Annotated in this window: 13 protein-coding genes; 9 read left to right on the forward strand and 4 right to left on the reverse strand. The window is 51.4% G+C overall.

Features of this window, described 5'->3' with window-relative positions; all coding sequences use genetic code 11:
* Positions 1-36 precede the first annotated feature (36 nt).
* Positions 37-2,463 (reverse strand): penicillin acylase family protein, encoded by a 2,427-nt coding sequence (locus ACYVJM_RS24360; RefSeq protein WP_461150846.1) that lies wholly within the window; start codon positions 2,461-2,463, stop codon positions 37-39.
* A 163-nt stretch (positions 2,464-2,626) separates the two neighbouring features.
* On the opposite strand from ACYVJM_RS24360, the gene ACYVJM_RS24365 reads away from it, so the two are divergent.
* The 7 genes from ACYVJM_RS24365 (at position 2,627) to ACYVJM_RS24395 (ending at position 15,674) form a co-directional block, all read left to right on the forward strand.
* The gene (locus ACYVJM_RS24365; RefSeq protein WP_461150847.1) at positions 2,627-3,217 is read left to right on the forward strand and encodes an RNA polymerase sigma factor; all 591 of its coding nucleotides are present in this window, start codon (positions 2,627-2,629) and stop codon (positions 3,215-3,217) included.
* A gap of 79 nt (positions 3,218-3,296) precedes the next feature.
* Positions 3,297-4,289, forward strand: coding sequence for a FecR family protein (locus ACYVJM_RS24370; protein ID WP_461150848.1), 993 nt, complete (start codon positions 3,297-3,299; stop codon positions 4,287-4,289).
* 17 nt (positions 4,290-4,306) lie between these two features.
* Complete coding sequence (locus tag ACYVJM_RS24375; protein WP_461150849.1) at positions 4,307-7,780, forward strand: SusC/RagA family TonB-linked outer membrane protein; 3,474 nt, start codon at positions 4,307-4,309, stop codon at positions 7,778-7,780.
* A gap of 24 nt (positions 7,781-7,804) precedes the next feature.
* Positions 7,805-9,340, forward strand: coding sequence for a RagB/SusD family nutrient uptake outer membrane protein (locus ACYVJM_RS24380; RefSeq protein ID WP_461150850.1), 1,536 nt, complete (start codon positions 7,805-7,807; stop codon positions 9,338-9,340).
* A gap of 101 nt (positions 9,341-9,441) precedes the next feature.
* Complete coding sequence (locus tag ACYVJM_RS24385; protein WP_461150851.1) at positions 9,442-13,134, forward strand: VCBS repeat-containing protein; 3,693 nt, start codon at positions 9,442-9,444, stop codon at positions 13,132-13,134.
* Between the two features lie 39 nt (positions 13,135-13,173).
* Positions 13,174-14,079, forward strand: a complete 906-nt coding sequence (locus ACYVJM_RS24390; protein WP_461150852.1) for a glycerophosphodiester phosphodiesterase family protein — start codon at positions 13,174-13,176, stop codon at positions 14,077-14,079.
* Positions 14,080-14,150: 71 nt separating this feature from the next.
* Positions 14,151-15,674, forward strand: a complete 1,524-nt coding sequence (locus ACYVJM_RS24395) for a GH3 auxin-responsive promoter family protein (RefSeq protein WP_461150853.1) — start codon at positions 14,151-14,153, stop codon at positions 15,672-15,674.
* Between the two features lie 22 nt (positions 15,675-15,696).
* On the opposite strand, the gene ACYVJM_RS24400 is transcribed toward ACYVJM_RS24395, so the two are convergent.
* The 3 genes from ACYVJM_RS24400 to ACYVJM_RS24410 all read right to left on the reverse strand — a co-directional run bounded on the left by ACYVJM_RS24400 (position 15,697) and on the right by ACYVJM_RS24410 (position 19,561).
* Positions 15,697-17,376 carry a GMC family oxidoreductase gene (locus tag ACYVJM_RS24400; protein ID WP_461150854.1) on the reverse strand — a complete coding sequence of 560 codons (1,680 nt, stop codon included), beginning with the start codon at positions 17,374-17,376 and terminating at the stop codon, positions 15,697-15,699.
* A gap of 123 nt (positions 17,377-17,499) precedes the next feature.
* Entirely contained in the window at positions 17,500-18,171 is a 672-nt protein-coding gene (locus ACYVJM_RS24405; protein WP_461150855.1) for a phosphatidylserine decarboxylase family protein, read from the reverse strand.
* 115 nt (positions 18,172-18,286) lie between these two features.
* Positions 18,287-19,561, reverse strand: coding sequence for a Glu/Leu/Phe/Val family dehydrogenase (locus tag ACYVJM_RS24410; protein WP_461150856.1), 1,275 nt, complete (start codon positions 19,559-19,561; stop codon positions 18,287-18,289).
* 335 nt (positions 19,562-19,896) lie between these two features.
* Between ACYVJM_RS24410 and ACYVJM_RS24415 the strand changes: the two genes are divergently transcribed.
* Together ACYVJM_RS24415 and ACYVJM_RS24420 are read left to right on the forward strand one after the other, a co-directional pair.
* A complete protein-coding gene (locus tag ACYVJM_RS24415; RefSeq protein ID WP_097129970.1) occupies positions 19,897-20,283 on the forward strand; it encodes a TraR/DksA family transcriptional regulator in 387 nt (128 codons plus the stop codon).
* Between the two features lie 170 nt (positions 20,284-20,453).
* Complete coding sequence (locus tag ACYVJM_RS24420) at positions 20,454-20,873, forward strand: phage holin family protein (RefSeq protein ID WP_461150857.1); 420 nt, start codon at positions 20,454-20,456, stop codon at positions 20,871-20,873.
* Positions 20,874-20,900: the final 27 nt, after the last annotated feature.

Genomic DNA, 20,900 nt, shown 5'->3' on the forward strand with positions numbered 1-20,900 from the left:
CGTTTATGTATCTATTTGAATAGGTCTGCGGCTTCGTTATTTCAACGTCACCTTCCGTTTTAGTCGTGGGTTCTTATCCTGCGGGGTTTGCAGAAAGAGCAGCTCGTTAAGTTGGCCCGTTCGCCAGGTTTCAAGCATGTTCAGGTAGTACGGGCTACCCGGATTGCCGGATTGTCCGCCCGGATAGACACCGTACGCTTTGGGTGTTGGCCCCAGCGCTACCACCATCCGCCATGATGGACCGGTACGCTCGGTGGTAGCGTTAACGATACCGGCTCCGCCCCCAATCTGCACGTTCAGCGCACTCAGGGCATCGAGCCGGGCCAGGTGGCCAATGCGCGTAGCCTTGTGTTTGCCCCATTGCCACGAATTCCCTATTGGCCCGTGCTTGCGGGTCAGTGAATCGACGGCTGTCTGAAATGATTTGGTCAACACACTGCTCAGCGTCTCTTTGGCAGGCGTTGTTACATCGTCGAACCAATGAGCCATCGGTTCTTTTTCGACAAGCTGGAGCGTTCGGTCGAAGCTGGGATAGCGGAGCGTAGTCGTGTCGTTACCCGGAAAATCGTCCTGCCACACACCCGCCATGTACTGACGCATCCACTCCGTAAAAATGGTTGGCCCTACTTCTGCGACGTCATTGTTGTACCGCCAGGTTTTAATGATGGCCAGAGCCTTGGTTTGCTCGCCGGATAAACCCTTTTCCTCCATATAAGGCAGAAGCACCGGAAGGGCATCCGCGGCCCGCAAATTCCGGTTGTCATTCTGCAAGACACGCAGGCTGTCGGGGGTGGCCCCCTGCATAGCCGTCAGGCGCTGATTGATCCGGGCGCCCCGCTCATAGGAGCCAAATTGCCAGTTGATATAGTAGGGATAAGTTGGATCAGTGGATGACTGATTAGCCGAACTGACAAAGCCTCTCGGCGGATTTTTGACGTGCGGATTCTGTGCGGCCGGAATCCAGCCCTGCCAGTCGTGGGCGGGATTCGTTCCATCGAGCAGAAACTTACCCTGATCTTTCCACTTTAACGGAAACCGGCCATTTGGCGAAATGGCAATATCTTTGGCAATATCGGCAAAGACGAAATTCTGGGCCGGGGCCGAATAAGTGCTTAAGGCTTTTCGGTAGTCCTCGTGATTTTTAGCTCGATCCAGTAAGTAGTAAGTCAGGAAATCATTAGAGGCTTCGTGGGCGATCCAGCGGGCGGCATACCCCACCGGTACATTGCTGGCGAAGGGTTTCTGCCCCACTTCATACATAATCGGTCCATGATGCGTGTACAGGACGGTGTCAATCACATCGGACTGTCCCTTTACTTTAATCACCTCCAGCCGACGGGTTACCGGCTTCCACTTGTTGTCGTGCCAGTATTCGCGCCGGGATGCATCTTTGAACCGAATCTGGTAGAAGTCCAGCACATCGGCGCCAACGTTAGTTACGCCCCAGGCAATCTGTTTGTTAAAGCCAATAATTACTCCCGGAGATCCGGGCATAGAAGCTCCGTACACATTCATAGTTGGCGTAACCAGTTGAATCTGGTACCAGATCGAGGGCAAACTAAGCGTAAGGTGAGGGTCATTGGCCAGAATTGGGTAACCCGTCGCCGATTTCTGCGGTCCAACCGCCCAGTTGTTACTGCCAATAGCCGGGTCGTGTTCGGGCCAGTTCATGGCCAGCGGTTTCGTATCGGGGAATGGGTTCGCCGGAACAGCCGGAATTTTAACCGGGGTAAAATCCCACTTCGTTCCTACTGGAATAATAGGGTCTTCGCGGAAGGGGTAGTCCGGGAAAAGGTCATTGGTAACGACCGTACCATATTTTTTCAGCACATTGCTCATATTCAGGTCATCGGCACCGAGGGCCAGTACACCCGACATGTACTTCAGGAAATAGGCACACTTAATGGGCTGCCAGGGCTCGGGCGCGTACCCCAGTAATTTATATTCGAGTGGATACTGAGCCGGAGAAAGCTGCTTGATGTAGGCATTGATACCCGCCGTATACGATTCAACGGCTTCGCGCGAGCGCGGATCTTTCATCATCTCCTTTACCGCTTTTTCGGCACCAAAGCCCATGCCGAGGTGTCGATTGTAACGGTCCAGTTCGAGTGCTTTATCACCCACCAGCTCAGAAACGCGTCCGGCAGCTGCGTGCGTCTGAAACTCCATCTGCCAAAGCCGATCATGGGCGGTGAGGTAACCCTGTGCGAAAAAAGCGTCAGCGTCATTTTCGGCAAAAACGTGTGGAATGGCTAAATCGTCAAAAATAACCGTAACAGGCGCTTTGGTTCCATTGAGTGTAATCTCTTCATCGGTGTTATTGACCGACTCGGCATTTTGCCAGAAACCAACAAACGGACTAAGCAGGGGGGCAAAGGCCGGAACGCTGCCCCAAGGCCGGTTAAGTGCCCAAATAAGTACGACTGTAACTGAAGAAACAAGGATTGCTTTCGCGTAACGCATATTAAAAACAGGTGATGGAGGGTATCAGGGCTGCAAGTTTACAATTGCACCCAGCAAATAAAAACTATTCTTTTCCTAACGAGGGTAATTCTTTTTTACATTTGTTACTAACGATGGTTCAAAATTAGTGCTTGAACATTGCCGCTGGCAGATCCTTGAGAAAATGGTTACAAAACTGACGGATAAGGATTTAGTGAGTCTTCTCAAACAAAACGACGAAATGGCGTTCGAAACGCTGTTTCGGCGGTATTATCGTTATCTATATACGGTTGCTATTCAATACGTAAAAGATCCTGTTCTGGCTGAAGATGCGCTTCAGGAAATATACCTTAAGCTATGGGTAAACCGGCACCAGCTGGACGAGTTGCAATCCGTCAGAAGTTACCTGGCTACCGCCATGCGGCATCAGGTTTTAAATAGCATCCGGGATAATAAGCGGGCCATTTTGCGGCATATTATACATCAGACTCAGCAGTCTGATACGGATACTACCACCGAAGAAACCCTCCTCTTTAACGAATACAGCTCCGTTTTTCGGGAAGGGCTGCGTAAGCTGTCGGCCCAACGGCAGCTGGTTTTCACCCTCCGCTCCGAACAGGGTTTATCCAACGAGGAGGTGGCGTCTAAACTCCAGATTTCCATCAACACGGTAAAGGTTCAGTACTATCAGGCCTGCCGTTTTCTCCGCAATTACCTGCGTCAGCACGCGGGTATCGAAGCGATGCTCCTCATTATGGCTGCTCTCTGCAGTTAATCCCAAATTATTTTTTCCTTTCCAATAATACTTTCCTTACCGGGTGGTGTATAGGTAGCACATACGCATTCCTATACCCATGACAGAACAGCTACTCCAACGCTATTTCGCTAACCAGGTTACACCCGACGAAGCCCGACACGTGCTGGACTGGTTCAATACAGAGGCTGGCCAGACGTATTTACAAACCCGGCTCGACGCCCAGTTTGACGAACTAGCCTGGCTGGCACCAGCCGTTGTTCCGGTACCGGACGCAGACCGAATGCTAACCGCCATTCGTGAACGCATGGAGCCCGCTCCCGTACCGGCCGAAACACCCGTTCGACGGCTTACAACATGGGCACAGCCAATGCGTTGGGCCGCTGCCCTGGCAGGTTTTATCCTGTTGGCAACCGGCGCTTTTATGGCCTACCGGCAGTGGTATCCAGAGGACCTCACTTGTCAGACAGCATTCGGTAAAATGTCGACGCTGACTTTGCCCGACGGATCAACGGTTACGCTGAATGGCAACAGCCGTTTGCGGTATGCACCCCGCTGGACCAGCCACCAGACTCGTGAAGTCTGGCTCGATGGCGAAGGCTTTTTTCGCGTAACCCACCAACAAAATCACGAACGATTTGTAGTCCACCTACCCAATAAACTGAACATCGAAGTGCTGGGGACGCAGTTTAACGTGATGGCCCGGCAAGCGCGGGCTAAGGTGGTGCTGAATACGGGTAAAATCCGGCTTGATGTGGGCGGGCAGGCTAAAGAAAAGCTGGTTATGCGTCCCGGCGATCTGTTTTATGCCGACGTTAAAGCGAAAGTCTATTACCGTAAACACGTCGATGCAGCCGCGCAGTCGACCTGGAAATCCGGCAAGCTGACATTCGATGGCACCACCCTGCAGGAAGTTGCCCAGATGCTGGAAGATACCTATGGCGTACACGTGATCATTACCGACCCGGCCCTTCAACGACAGACGATTTCCGGAACGATACCCAATCAATCTATGCAAACAATACTCGACGGACTTACCACTTTATTCGACTTGCACATTACTCAACAAACAAACCAGATCATTATACAATGACGCAACCTCTTACTGCCATGACTAAACAATTAATTGCGCTTGGCTCATTACTGCTGATTGGGATACTACCGACCCGGGCACAGCTTGTGGCTTCCAGCAGTCGGTTCGCTTCCTATCAGAGGCAAGCAGCAGATACGCGCCTGATTACATTGAAAAGTGCGTTAAGTGAGCTTGAACAGCATTACAGCGTTTCATTTATTTACCCAACCAACCTGGTTAACACAAAAGTGTTGATGGTTAATAAGCGTAATCGAAGTCTGGAAACAGAACTTGCTAATTTACTGACCAGCACCGGCTTAACGTATCGAAAAGTACAACCCCGCTTCTACGCTATTGTCCCGGAAAAGGAAAAGAGTACACGGCTTTTTCGTAAAATCGAACAGATCGAAACCAAAACCACAACCGATCCGGCAACCGAAGCCGTAAGATTACCCGACCGAACCATCGATAAGCTGGAACGCATCGGATGGTCAACCACATCCGCCCAGCCCCTGGCAGATATTACCGGTAAAGTGCTCGATAAAAACGGGCAGGGAATTCCGGGGGTCAGTGTCGTTATTAAAGGCACCACACGAGGCACCACGACCAATACGGACGGGGAGTACACCCTTAATGCCCCGAACAACGCTGTACTGGTATTTAGCTTTGTAGGTTATGCCTCGCAGGAGGTAGCCGTCGCCAATCGCAGCCGCATAAACATCACCCTGCTGGACGATGTAAAATCCATTAGCGAAGTGGTTGTAGTAGGCTACGGGACCCAGAAACGGGCGTCCGTAACGGGGGCTATCTCGTCGGTATCGGCACAGGAAGTCACGCAACTACCCGTGCCAAGCGTAGAGCAGGCCATTCAGGGACGCGTACCGGGCGTAACGGTTGTTAGCAACGGCTCCCCCGGCGAAACGCCCATCGTTCGTATCCGGGGGATAGGCTCCATCAACTACGCGGCCAACCCGCTGTACGTTATCGACGGTTTTCCAACGAGCGATCTGAATAACTTCGACACCCGCGACATCGAGTCCGTCGATGTACTGAAAGATGCTTCGTCGGCCGCTATTTACGGCTCCCGCGCGGCAAATGGCGTTATCATCGTAACTACTAAAAAAGGCACCCGCGATGGTAAACTGCACGTTAATTACGATGGCTACGTAGGCACACAAAGCGCATGGCGTCAACTCGACTTACTGAACCGGGATGAGTACATCCAGTTCGGAACAGCCCTCCGAAGCAATGCCGGTCAGCCGGTACCCACGCGGTTTAGTAACCTGAATCAGCCCATCTACGCCGGTGCTTCGCAAACGTACGCTCAAACCGATACCGACTGGCAGAAGGCGGTGTTCCGGGATGCGCCCATTACGCAGCATAGTGTGCAATTGTCGGGCGGCAACGAGAAGTCGCGATTCTATTCATCCGTTGGTTATTTCAATCAGCAGGGGATTATGATTGGCACGGGGTACAAACGCGGTAACTTCCGCATCAACTCCGACCATACTATCAGCAAACGCTTCTCATTCGGACAAACACTGACCATCTCCTACGACGATAAGCTCAACGAAGTAAGCGCCGGCGGCCGGACACAGGTGCAGAACATGATCCGCATGACGCCTTACATGCCGGTTGAAGACCCTACTCTACTTGGCGGCTATCGCGGGCCGGACGGCTCGGACGGTTCCGACCCCCAAAACCCGGTGCGGGCCGCCTTACAGGACCAGAGCAACACCCAGCGCATGAAAATACTGGGAAGCGCTTATGTTGACGTTAAGATCATTGACGGGCTTACCTATCGGCTTCGTGGCGGTATCGACTACGTAACGGCACGTACCTTTTCGTTTCTGCCGATCTACAGCGAAAGTTTCAACGCCCGGGCACTAGCCAACGTTTCTGACGACCGGCTGACGTATGCATCTCCCCTGATCTCGAACCAGCTGACCTATGAGAAAACGTTTGGTAAGCACAGCCTCAATGTGGTGGCCGTGGCCGAACGGCAGGCGGGCAACTCCCTCGAAATCATTGGTACAGGCCAGGCAGCATCCAACACCATCCGCGAGTTGAGTGCCGTGATCAGCACAAGTGCCGGTTTAACGGGTACGCGTTCCCAAAATGTACTGCTGTCGTATCTGGGACGTCTTAATTACGAATACGCGGGCAAATACCTCCTGGGGGCGTCGTTCCGGCGGGATGGCTCGTCGCGGTTTGCACCGGGCAATAAATGGGGCAATTTCCCGTCGGTATCAGCAGGCTGGCGGATCAGCGAAGAAGCCTTTCTGAAAAACGTACCCGCTATTTCGGAGTTGAAACTTCGTGCCAGCTACGGTACTATGGGCTTCAACGGTATCGGCGATTATTCCTGGCAGGTAGCCGTCTCCCAGAACACCAACGCCATCATCGGGGGCGACCGCACACAGGGAACGTACTTCGACCGCCTGGGCAATACCGACCTTCGGTGGGAAGTTACGAAGATGAGCAACGTTGGGCTCGACCTGGGTTTGTTCAGCAACAGCATCACCCTCTCGGCTGAAGTTTACCAGCGGAACACGGACGGGCTGATTCTGAACCAGCCCATCGCGCCCTCCATCGGCTATTCGCAGTCGCCCATTGTCAACGTGGGCAGCATGCGGAATACGGGTGTTGAAATGCAGCTCGGCTACAACAAAACGAAGGGCGCGTTCCGATTCAACGCATCGGGCAACATCAGCTTTATCAATAACAAAGTGCTGAGCCTCGGACCCACCGTTTCACCGCTGCTCAACGGGGCCAATGCCGATTACGGCGGATTTGACATTACCCGTACCGAAGCCGGCCAGCCAATTCAGTACTTCTACGGCTGGAAAGTAGCGGGTATCTTCCAGAACGCCGACGAGGTTAAATCGGCCCCGACGCAGGACAATGCCGCTCCCGGCGACCTTCGCTTTGTGGATGTGAACGGCGATGGCAAGATCGATGCCAGCGACCGGGTTAACCTGGGCAGCTTCCTGCCGAAATTCACCTATGGACTGAATCTGTCGGCTAATTACCGCGGCTTCGATCTATCCTTGTTTTTTCAGGGTGTGCAGGGCAACAAAATTTACAATGGTGTAAAAGTGCTTGAGCAGGGCATGCTCCGGTTGTTCAATGCCGGAACGGATGTACTCCGGGCCTGGACGCCAACCAATACGGTTACCGACGTACCACGGGCCGTTGATGGCGACCCCAATGGTAATTCACGCACCTCAGACCGGTTCATTGAAGATGGCTCTTATTTACGGTTGAAAAACCTGAGCATTGGCTATTCGATACCAGCGGGGGCGTTACAAACGTTTTCACGCGGAACCCTGAGCCGGGCGCGGGTTTACGTAGCAGCCACTAACCTGTTGACGTTCACCAAATATACCGGCTACGACCCCGAAGTTGGCTCGCGGACCAGTAATACGAACCCAACGCTGACCAACGGTATCGACTACGGACAGTTTCCGCAGGCCCGCACACTCATGGTAGGCCTTCAACTTGGTTTTTAAGTAACACAGATAAACAACGTCACTATGAAATCGACATACTGGACCTCGGGTATTGTGGCCATGGGGCTGTTCTTCGGATGCAGCACCAGCAGCCTGGATAAAGTGAACCCGAATCAGGTCATTACCGCTAACTATTACAAAGACTCCGCCGAATTACTCAAAGGTGTCAATTCGGTCTACGCCGTCTGGCAAAGCGCTAACCTGACCGGCCGCGAATGGTTCTTCCTGCATGACCTCCGCTCCGACGACGTTGCCTCGGGTGGCGGGCAGTTGGAAGCGCCCCGAAATCAGATTCTATCGGGTGCTCAAAACCCCGGCAACGGCGTTGCCTTATCCGTCTGGAATGGCCTTTACCGCGTTGTTCACCGGGCCAACGTCGTCATTGACAATGGCCCCGCCGTTACGGACAATGCAGCGTTGGCAAAGAGGGCTGTGGCCGAAGCGAAGTTCCTGCGCGCCATGGCTTACTTCGATCTGACCACGTTTTGGGGCGCGGTGCCACTGTATACCAACTACGTAACCGAAGTAGATGGCACCAAACCAAAATCATCGGTCGATGAAATTTACACACTGCTCATCGCCGATCTGCTGGCCGTTCAGACCGATCTGCCCGCCAAAGCTACCGGCGCCGACCTTGGTCGGGCTACCAAAGGAGCGGCCCAGGCACTGCTGGCACGGATATACATGCAAAAAGGCGATTATGCGAACGCAAAAACCCAGCTTCAGTCGATCATCAGCTCGGGACTTTACAAGCTGACCGATAACTACCTCGACAATTTCATCGAAGAAACGGAATTCAACACAGAGTCGATCTTCGAAATTGGTTTCTCCAAAATCGGTGACTTTAACTGGGATGCCGACGGCAACGACAACGGGGCCAACGAAACGATGACCCGCAGCCAGGAGTATTCGGCTATTGGCTGGCGAAACCTGATTCCCTCAGATGGTCTGCTGAACGAATACGAAAACACGGCCAAAGGCGATCCCAAAACGGACCCACGACTGAAGTATAATTTCTATTTCATTGGCGACACCTACAACAATGGTCTGAACACGCTGATGGAATCGCAGGTGCAGGGCAACACCTCCGTCGTAAACGGGGTGACGCAGAAAGTTAGCTGGCGGAAATACACGGCGATGTACAAAAACAATGAAACTTTTTATACGTCGGGTATTAATATGCGGCTGATCCGGTATGCCGAAGTGCTGCTCATGATGGCCGAAGCCGAGAACGAAACCGGTAACAGTGCCAATGCCATTGCGCTGCTCAATCAGGTTCGGGCGCGGGCGAGTGTGGCTATGCCTGCTTACCCAACGGCCAAGTATCCGGTTAACAGCAAAGCCGAGGTGTTCCGCGCCGTTGTCCATGAGAAACGGGTAGAACAGGCAGGCGAACAGATCCGCAACCGGGATATTCTGCGCTGGCGGGCACAAAACAAGCTATCGGCCGAGCCGATTTCGTACTTCGCCAAAGGCAAACAGGAACTGTTACCCATTCCGCAGCAGGAACTGGACAACAACAGTAAACTGTCGCAAAAGGACCAGAATCCGGGATACTAAACAGCAGCCCGGCAAAAATCTTACGAATTACCAACCTAATGTAAATAGTAAATCCCCGGCTGGCCTTCGTGCCAATCGGGGATTTTGTCTATATTTCTAGTATGCATCACTTAGTCAGGCTAACCGCGTTTTGGGCGCTTATATTGGTCGGTTGTACGCATTCGTCGCCACGATTTGAGCGGCTGACAGCCAGTCGAACCGGTATTGACTTTAGCAACACCATTACGGAAAGTGACTCCCTGAATGTACTGGAATTTGAGTATCTCTACAACGGGGGTGGCGTGGGCGTGGGCGATTTTAACGGCGATGGCCAACAGGACGTGTTCTTTGCCGGAAACCAGGTTTCGAGCCGAATGTACCTCAACAAAGGCAATTTCAAGTTTGAGGATGTTACAGATTCGGCGGGCGTCAGCACAACATACTGGTGTACGGGCGTAGCTGTGGCCGATATTAATCAGGACGGACGACAGGACATTTACGTGTCGACCATCCATCCCAACCGCAACAAGGCCGTACCTAACCTACTTTTCCTCAATCAGGGCAACGACGCTAACGGCATTCCCCATTTTATCGAATCGGCGAGGGCGGTCGGGTTAGCCGATTCGAGCTACTCTACACAGGCCACCTTTCTCGACTACGACCGCGACGGCGACCTGGATGTATTTCTACTAACGAACGCCCTTGAAAGCTTCAACCGAAACAACGTCATCGGCCCCCGAAACGACGGCTCCGCCCGAAGTGTGGATAAGCTGTATGAGAATATAGGCGTTAGGAGCGAGGAACGAGGAACGAGGAGCCTGCCGGTTGAGAGAACGCTATCGCGTTCAGCCACTGCTTCCGGCAGGCTCCCCCCTCCTCACTCCTCGCTCCTGACTCCTATTTACAAAGATATTTCCGCCCAGGCGGGGCTTGTTCACGAAGGATGGGGGCTGGGCGTGATCGTGAACGATGTGAATCAGGACGGGTGGCCGGATATTTATGTGGCCAATGACTTTCAGTCGAATGACGCTTGGCTCGTCAACAATCGGGATGGCACGTTCACGAACCGCATTGCCGAAACGCTGAAACACCAGAGTCACAACAGTATGGGCGTGGACATGGCCGATATTAACAATGATGGTCTGACAGATTTCGCCGTAGTGGATATGCTGCCCGACGATAACCTGCGGCAGAAGACCATGTTCTCCACCATTCCCTACGACCGATTCCAGATGGCCCGTCGGCTCGGCTACCAGCCGCAGTACATCCGGAATGTCCTTCAGTTAAACAGAGGGTTCGGGGCGGGAGTAAAGGGACAAGAGCTAAAAACGGGATCTTCACCCCCTTCCTCCCCATTGTCCCTTTACTCCCGCTCGTCCCCTTCCTCCCCCCTTCTCCCCCACTTCTCCGATATTGGCTACCTGGCCGGAACGGCGGCAACCGACTGGAGTTGGAGTGCTCTTTTTGCAGATTTGGACAACGATGGTTTTTCGGATTTGCTGATTACAAACGGCTACCGCAAAGACATTACCGACCTGGACTTTACCAGCTACAACCGGGATGATGGCAACTTCGGTACCGATGCTGACCGACGCGCTCAACTTCTGAAACGAATTGTTGATCTGGAGCCAGTTTACAAACCTAATTTCCTGTTTCATAACACCGGCAATCTCCACTTTGCCAATGTGGCTGCAGACTGGGGACTGACCGAATCCTCCTTTACGAACGGTACCGCCTACGCGGATTTCGATAACGACGGCGATCTGGATCTGGTCATGAACAACATCAACGATCCAGCCTTTATCTACCGCAATCGAACTATCGAAAACGAAGCAGATTCGGCAGCAATGCATTTTCTGAGCCTGCAGTTTTCGGGCAAACCGGGTAACCGGGAAGGCATTGGCGCTAAAGTGGCCATTTGGGCAAACGGACAGCTGCATTATACCGAATATACCCGGCAACGGGGTTATCAATCGACCATGGCGTCGGGTATTCATGTTGGATTGGGTTCTGCCAAACGCATCGACTCGCTGAAAATCGTCTGGCCAACGGGCAACGGGCAACTCATTCGGAACATAAAAACGAATCAGGTCCTAACTCTGGATGAGCGAAAAGCTACCCTTAAGCCACCCTCGTTCATGCAGTTACAGCCCCTGACTAAGCCTTTACTTACCGAAGTCTCAACCAAACGGACGGGTCTGGACTATCAGCATCAGGAAGACGATTTCGTCGATTACAAAGCCCAGCAAACACTTCTTGCCCATAAACACTCGCAAATCGGTCCGGGGCTGGCGGTTGGCGATGTAGACGGTAACGGGCTGGATGACATTTATGTGGCGGGCAGCGCGTATAAAGGGGGGACGTTCTTTCTCCAGCAAAAAAGTCAAGCCGGAGAACATGTTTCATTTCGGCGGAAAGACCGTCCGGAGAAAAAGCCGGAAGAAACCGGCGTACTCCTCTTTGACGCCGATAACGACGGCGACCCCGATCTCTACACGGTTCATGGCAGCACTGAATTTGGCCGGGATGAGAAAGTTTGTCAGGACAGCCTGTACCTGAATGATGGAAGAGGAAATTTTCGTGCGTCGCCAACGGCGCTGCCCAACACCATGTCCAGCGGCTCGTGCGTTGTCGCCACCGACTTCGACCACGACGGCGACCTGGACCTATTTATTGGCGGTCGTATTGTACCGCAGCGCTACCCGGAGCCCGCCCGAAGCTATTTGCTGCGTAATGACAGCAAAGCGGGCACAGTCCGCTTCTCCGATGTTACGGATCAACTGGCGCCGGGCCTGAGCCGGGCGGGGTTAGTCTGTTCGGCACTCTGGACCGATGTCGATAACGATAGCTGGCCCGACCTGATGCTGGCGGGCGAGTTTATGCCCATCACTTTTTTCAAGAATCAACAAGGCCGGGCGTTTTCGCGCCTGAATACACCCGAGTTGTCTAAAGCTGTTGGGTTCTGGAACAGTCTCTCAGCGGGTGATTTCGACAATGACGGCGACATGGACTATATAGCGGGAAATAATGGCCTGAATAGCCGCTTACGGGCTTCTACCGATCAGCCTGTATCCGTATATGCAGCAGACTACGACAAAAACGGCACATTAGATCCTATTGTTAGCTTTTTCAACGGGGGCACCGAATATCCTTTTCACCCCCGCGATGTACTGACGGACCAGATTCCTACTTTCAAGAAGAAGATGACGACCTATGCCGCGTATGGAAAAACGACCTTGTCGAGCCTGTTGTCAGCCGATGAGCAAAAACATGCGTTGATTAAACGGGCTACTTTTTTGGCGTCGGCTTACATCGAGAATCGGGCGGGTAACTTACTGGTACATGAATTACCCATCGAAGCTCAATTTTCGCCCATATTCGGCAGTTCGGTTACAGACCTCAACCACGACGGCAATCTGGATGTCCTGCTGGCAGGGAACGATTACGCAAGTGAAGTCCTGTCGGGCTGGCAGGATGCCGGTCTTGGGTTAGTTTTGCTGGGCGATGGACGGGGCAATTTCAAGTCACTTTCGCTGGCTAGATCCGGCTTTGTCGTTGATGGCGATGCCAAAGCACTGGCCAGCTTGCTGGTGGCGAACGGACAATTGTGGTACATCGCAACGCAGAATAACGGTCCCCTGCGGGTGTTCACGGCTGCTCAGCCCGGAGTGATCTATCAACACCCAGACGCTGCCAGTTTAAATCGAGCCACTGGCGTGAACCACCGAAAACAGGAATTCAGCTATAGCAGCGGCTACCTCTCCCAGTCGTCGTGGGTTGTACCTAAGCCCATTTCAGAAAAAAATCATAACTAAAAAAGAAATTGTACTTTTGGAAGTAATTCCATCTGCCTCATGCGCTTACTGTTAGTACTGGTTTGTATGATTTCTGTTGCCTTTATTGAGTCAGATTTGCCCGGTTTCGACATACAGGGACATCGGGGTTGCCGGGGCCTGATGCCTGAAAATACCGTTCCTGCCTTCCTTAAAGCGCTGGAGCTTGGGGTAACAACCCTCGAAATGGATGTGGTGATCAGCAAAGACCGCCAGGTGGTCGTATCGCACGAACCGTATTTCAACGCGGCCTTCAGCATTGCTCCGGACGGCGTGCCGGTTAATAAGAAAGAGCAGAAGAACCTGGCTCTTTACAGACTGGATTATGCCGACATCAAACGCTATGATGTTGGGGCCAACGGAAACCCGGCGTATCCCGAACAACAAAAGCTTAGTGTTCATAAACCGTTGCTCAGTGAGGTAATTGAGCAGGCAGAAGCCTACCGCAAGGCACATAATCTTCCCCGGTTCTCGTACAACATCGAGATCAAAAGTGAGCCATCCGAGTATGGGAAAAGCCAGCCCGAACCGGCCGAGTTTTGTGACCTCGTCCAGACAGTCTTAAAAAAACAGTTTCCTATTGAGCGTGTTAACCCAGACCGAATTGTTATTCAAAGCTTTGATTTTGCCATGCTGAAGCAATGGAAGAAAGGTGTTGCCGATAGCAATTATCCACCGGTTCGACTGGCAGCATTGGTAGAGAATCTGCTTAGCCCGTCGACCAATCTCAATGAACTTGGCTTCAAACCTGATATCTACAGCCCTAATTTCCGTTTGCTCAGCCAACGAAAAATTACCTGGTTGCACGAGCAGGGTATCCGGGTAATTCCGTGGACGGTCAATCGACGGGCCGACATGGAACGACTAAAACGGTGGGGCGTCGATGGGTTAATTACCGATTATCCAGACCGGGCAAACGGCTTGTAAACAGATTCTTTGGTTTTACGTTTTCATCACTGACCTCGTCTATTTGGTTAGTTTTATGTTATTTTAGCCCCATGACTTTTCTAAATACCACGCTCAAATGGCTTCTTCAACGGCGACTGCCGCGCATTGAGGCTATGAAGCAAAATCCCGGAGTGGTGCAGCAAAAAGTCTTTAATCAACTGATTCGGGCCGGTCGCCGAACGGATTGGGGGAAAAAACACGCGTATAAATCCATTCAAACCATTCAGGATTTCCAGAAGCAGGTACCGGTCTCAAGTTATGAAGACCTGTTTCCGTACATCGAACGGGTACTGAAAGGGGAGAACAAAGTGCTTTGGCCATCGCCCGTACGCTGGTTTTCCAAGTCGTCCGGGACAACCAACGCACGGAGCAAATTTATTCCGGTCACCACCGAGTCGCTGGACGAGAGTCACTTCAAAGGCGGCAAGGACATGATGGCGCTGTACATTGCCAACAACCCCGACAGCCGGGCGTTTGAAGGCAAAGGGCTGTCCATTGGCGGCAGTCTTCATCAGAATCCGTACGGCACCAACAGCGCGGCTGGCGATGTATCGGCCGTGGTCATGAAAAACCTGCCCAGTTGGGCCCAGTATATCCGTACACCTTCCCTCCAGGTTGCCCTGATGGACGAGTGGGAAGCCAAACTGGAGCGAATGGTCGACATTACGGCGCAGGAAAACGTGACCAGCATGTTGGGAACGCCTACCTGGGGCATGGTGCTCATTGACCGAATTCTGGCCCGAACGGGTAAGTCTAATATTCTGGAAGTATGGCCCAATTTTGAAGTCATGATGCATGGGGCGGTAAATTTTCAGCCGTACCGCGATCTATTTCAGCAGCATGTTTTTCCCTCTAAAAGCGTTCGTTATCAGGAAGTTTATAATGCATCGGAAGGATTCTTTGCCATACAGGACGATCTCAGCCGCGTTGGCGAAATGCTTTTGATGCTCGACTACGGCATTTTCTACGAATTTGTCCCGATTAATGAAGCCGACCAGCCCTTCCCGAAAGCGCTGACAATTGACGAGGTTGAGCTTGATAAAAACTATGCGCTTGTCGTTTCAACTAACGGAGGCCTCTGGCGCTACAAAGTAGGCGACACCGTTCGGTTTACTTCGCTGTATCCGCACCGATTAAAGGTCAGCGGCCGGACCAAGCATTTCATCAATGCTTTCGGAGAAGAAGTGATCGTCGAGAATGCCGAAACGGCCATCACGCAAGCCTGCGAGGCCACGGGAGCGGTCATCACCGATTACACCGCCGGACCGAGCTACATGAGCAACGGGGCTAATGGATGCCATGAGTGGGTCATTGAGTTTTCGCAGGAACCGAACGACCAGCAACGGTTCAATCAAATTCTCGACGACACCCTCCGCCGGATCAACTCCGATTATGATGCCAAACGGTATAACGACATGGTACTTAAGCGACCACGTATCCATGTGGTGCCACCGGGTACATTCTATGCCTGGATGAAACAGCGCGGTAAAGTAGGCGGTCAGCACAAAGTGCCCCGTCTGGCTAATTCAAGGGAGTATCTGGACGATATTCTGCGAAAAGTTTTTGAGATCTAGGCGTCAAATGGCTTGACAATCTTTACCGGGTGCTTTCGTACTGGCGCTCATTATGCTGGAAGGTCTTCCCCAAAATCAGATCAGCGGCTTTCTCGGCAATCATAATAACCGGTGCATTGGTGTTACCCGACACGATTGTCGGCATGATGGAAGCATCGACTATTCGCAGCCCGTCAATACCCCTCACCCGCAAATCGGCATCCACAACAGCCAGTTCATCAGACGAGGGGCCCATTTTACACGTGCCAACCGGATGGTAAACCGTTTCTAACATGGTGAGTACATGTTGCCAGAGATCATCGTCCGATATATGGACCGCCGGTACATTAATGCCCTGGCTGTAGGGACCGAAGGCGTCGGCCTGCATCACCTCAATCGTTTTTCGCAGACCGCTGAGCAGCACCTGTCGGTCATGTTCATCCGTGAGGTAGTTCGGCTGAATAACGGGAGCGTCGAGTGGGTTACTGGAACGCAGTCCAACATAGCCCCGGCTCCTGGGCTTGAGTAAGGTGGGCAAAACGGTATAGCCATCCGTTACGGGGTAAGTTGTCAGATCGTAGAAATCGGTCTTGCCGCTGGAATCGAAATGAACGGGGGCAAAATGAAGCTGCATATCAATACGGCCCGCATCTGCTTCGGCAGCGCTTAGCTGATCGGTTTGGAGGAAGGCAACGGCTTCGAGCGGGCTTATGGTCATGGGCCCTTTTTTACTGATCAGAAACTGCATTAGCCCTTTCAGCTGGTTGAATGGCTTGAGGTGAAAGTTGGCTGAAGTACCTCGCTGCGAGCACAGGCTGCTAACTCCCGAGAAAAGATGATCCTGCAAGTTTTGCCCCACACCGGGTAGCTCTTTTTTTACGGGAACCCCCGCCGACCGAAGCTCATCGGCAGGCCCAATGCCGGACAACATCAACAGCTGCGGTGACTGAAAGGACCCTGCCGACAAAATAACCTCTTTTCGCGCCCTGACCTGCTGGGTCTGGTTCTTCCCGGTTATAAACTCAACCCCGGTTGCCCGGTCCTGCTCAATTAAAATCTGCTTTGTGTGCGCGTGGGTAATGACCTTAAGATTTGGCCGGTTGAAGGCGGGCTTTAGAAAAGCCGTTGCAGCACTATGCCGTTGGCCGTTCTTGATCGTGAATTGAAATAAGCCTGCGCCTTCCTGTTCAGCCCCGTTATAATCATCGTTTTTTCGCATACCGGATTGAATGCATGAATTAACGAAAGCACCCGCCAGCGGTGTTTGAAAACGAGTAGCGAACGTAACATTCAACGGCCCGCTCTTACCATGGTAGCGCGAATCGAGCTGGTCGAATTGCTCATTATGCTCTGACCGGATAAAGTAAGGCAACACATCCTTGTAGGCCCAACCCGGATTCCCAAACGAAGCCCAGTCGTCATAGTCAAGCCGGTTGCCGCGTACGTAAGCCATCGCATTGGTCGATGAGCAACCGCCCAGCGTTTTCCCACGGGGCTGATACATTCGTCGTCCGTTGAGGGCTTGCTGCGGTTCTGTCCAGAAGCCCCAGTCAACGGTCGATCCATGCAGTTTGGTGTAAGCCGCCGGAATCTGAATCTCCATTTTCGAATCGGGGCCACCCGCTTCCAGCAGCAATACTGAATTTGCCGGATCGGCAGAGAGCCGGTTAGCTAGTACACAACCGGCCGAACCAGCCCCAATAATGATGTAATCAACGTCCATAGCCACGCAGCGTTTAGACGTATAAATTACAACTATTTCTGGCAATAAACACAAAATACAAATGCGGCTTAGACGATCAGACGGGTGGTCTGATGCCTAAGCCGCATTTGTATTAACCTTCGTTTATTCTTTCTCCGGCAATTCAGCAATTACCGTAACACCACCCCGTGTCACGTCGCCGATATTTACTTTTATTTCGGCATCCAAAGGCAGAAACAAATCTACCCGGGAGCCAAACTTAATAAAACCAAACTCGTCGCCTTGCTTAACAGGCTGTCCTTCTTTTACGTACCAGATGATCCGTCGGGCTACTGCGCCCGCAATTTGCCGAAACAATATTTCCGTTCCGCTGGCGGCCTGAACGACCACCGTAGTCCGTTCGTTTTCCGTACTCGATTTTGGGTGCCAGGCAACCAGATACTTTCCCGGAAAATATTTAAAATACTTCACGACACCCGTAATCGGATTCCGGTTGACATGAACGTTCAGTGGCGACATAAAAATCGATACCTGCCGACGACGGTCGTTGAAATACTCACTCTCAACGGTTTCTTCAATAACGACCACCTTTCCATCGGCCGGCGCAATTACCTGTGTTTCGCCGGTTGTGAGCGGGCGTGTTGGAATACGGAAAAACTGTACAACCAACAGAAACAGAATGATACTTACTACCGCCAGTAAGACAATAGCGGTTGAATTATCGGAGAACAAATAAAAATAAGCAAGCAGGTTCAGGGCCAGCAGCACCAGCCCTGTCGTAATCATTATGGTTTTTCCTTCGCGGTGTAAGCGCATAATAAGATGTATGAAGAATAATCGGGATTGCCCGTGTGGTATGATGTGTTGTTAATGCATCAAGTATGAGCAAAAATAGACATCATACAGTATACATCATATCTTTTATGGCAAATCAATATCCTCCACGGAACTTGTACGTGCTCGACACTTTGTCAATCGCGACAATGTAAGCCGCCAGACGCAGAGGTACCTGATAGCGTTGCGATGTATCAAATACCCGATCAAAGGCATCCTTCATAACCCGGTCGGCCCGGCGGTTAATCCGGTCGAGCGTCCATTTGTAACCGATACGGTTTTGCACCCATTCAAAATAAGAGACTGTAACGCCACCGGCATTGGCCAATATATCGGGCACCACCAGAATACCTTTGCTGTTGATAATCTCGTCGGCACTGGCCGAAGTCGGGCCATTAGCACCTTCTACGATCATCTTGGCCTGAATAGAGGCCGCATTGTCTTCCGTAATAACATCTTCCTTGGCAGCCGGAACGAGTACATCGACAGCCAACGACAGCAATTCTTCGTTCGAAATCTTCTCGGCCCCGCCAAAGCCCTCCAGTGTTCCTTTGTTCTTGTTGCGGTACTCTACAGCGGCTGTAATGTCGATACCGCTCTTGTTATAATAGCCCCCCGAAATATCGCTGACGGCTACCACCGTAACACCCCGTTCGTGCAGCAATTCGGCAGCGAAGGAGCCAACGTTACCGAAACCCTGAATGGCGGCTGTGGCCCGGTACGGATTCATGCGCATCTTGTCCATGGCCGCCAGGGCTGCAACGGTAACTCCGCGACCCGTTGCTTCTGTTCGGCCCAGCGACCCGCCTAACACGAGCGGCTTACCCGTTACAACGTTGTTGACGGTCATACCTTTTGCTTTGGAGTACTCATCCACAATCCACGCCATTTCGCGGGGGCCCGTACCCATGTCGGGAGCCGGAATATCGCGGTCGGGACCAATCACGTCGAGCATAGCTACGGTATATTGCCGAATAAGCCGTTCGATCTCACCGGCCGACATTTCGCGGGGATTACAGGCGATTCCGCCCTTGGCTCCCCCATAGGGAATATCCACAACGGCGCATTTCCAGGTCATCCAGGCAGCCAGGGCACGTACCTCGTCGAGGTGAACGCCCGGATCGAGCCGAATACCTCCTTTTGCCGGCCCCAGAATGTTGGAGTGAATAACGCGATAGCCTTCAAAAACCTTAATAGACCCATTATCCATGGTAACGGGCAACCCAACAATTACCTGCCGGGCCGGCACTTTCAATATATCATACATTTCGTCCGATATGCCTACCAGCTTAGCAGCGGCATCGAAACGCGACATCATTGACTCAAGCGGATTCTCCTTGTCTTTTATTGGAGCTGGTTCAATATATCCCATGTCTTTACTTTAACTTCTTTGTTTAAAACAAATTTGTTGGTGAAGTGTCCCGCAAACTTAATAAATCAACGGTCACATTGCGAAAAGTCTATTTTTCCTAAGATTAATATAATATTAATAAACCATAGGAACATTCTTTATTATAAAGACTTTCAAAACAGATTTATGCCTGTTGGCAGCTGGCTCCAAATTATAGTTTGTCAAAATAGCGATTATCCATTTGATGATTTTTCTAAAAAAATAAGCAATAGATAAATAGCCGATTGAAATAATGGTTAATAAACATTAATTTTGTGGCCAAAATAAGGTACGCACCATTTAACGTAGCACTTGATATGGTTCAGGACGAGAAAAAGCGGTATTCAGAAGAAGATTTAAAGGAATTCGAGGAACTGATCGGTCAGAAACTCGATGCTACTCGTAGTGAGCTGAACTACATAAAAGAGACGCTTAGCAAACGCAACGATAGCGGCACAGACAATACGTCAGGCAATTCAAAACTGCTTGAAGACGGCGCTGATACCAGCGAGCGTGAAAACTTAAGTCAGCTTGCAGCCCGGCTTCAGAAATTTATCCAGCAATTGGATGCGGCTATGGTGCGGATCAAGAACGGTACTTACGGCATTTGTAAGGATACCGGTAAGCTTATTCCTAAAGAAAGGCTCCGGGCTGTTCCTCATACCCAGCAAACAATTGAGGCTAAGTTACGCCAGTCGAAGTAAAGGCATCTCTTCTGTTTCATGCACAGGCAATAAAAAAGAGCATCATTTTTCGTGAGGAAAAAAAAGCTCCGATACCTGATAGGTGTCGGAGCTTTTTTTTCCTTATAATTTTAAACAAATTAATGACTTTAGAGTAAATAGGTCAGAAGAAAATTTAATTGGTTGAAATCATGCTTGAACGCCTGGAAGAAATTCGGGAAAATATATTCCGCTATCTGGAAGCCCGTATTGAGCTATTCACCCTGGAAAGCCGGGGAAAAATTGAAGAGGGTGTTGTTGTTGCTGTTCATAGCATTGTGCTGGCGTTGCTGGGCACAATGACGGTTATCTTTTTATTTAGTCTGCTGGCGGCTTATCTAAATGAAGTAACAAATAGTAAGTATCTGGGTTTTTTAATCGTAGCTGCCTTTTTTCTGCTCCTAAGTGTAATTTGGATTGCCGCAAAAGATTTCTTTAAATCGAAAATTCGGGAAGCTGCTTATAGTGCACTTAAGAAAAGTCAGGAGAAAAAGCTTGAAGAAAAAGCAGATGCCGTTGAAGAGTTGATGGCCAAAACGCGGTCGTCGATGAGCAGCAGCACAAACCCGTGAGTTGCGTCAATGTAATCATTACCAACC

Source organism: Spirosoma pulveris (assembly GCF_054781875.1).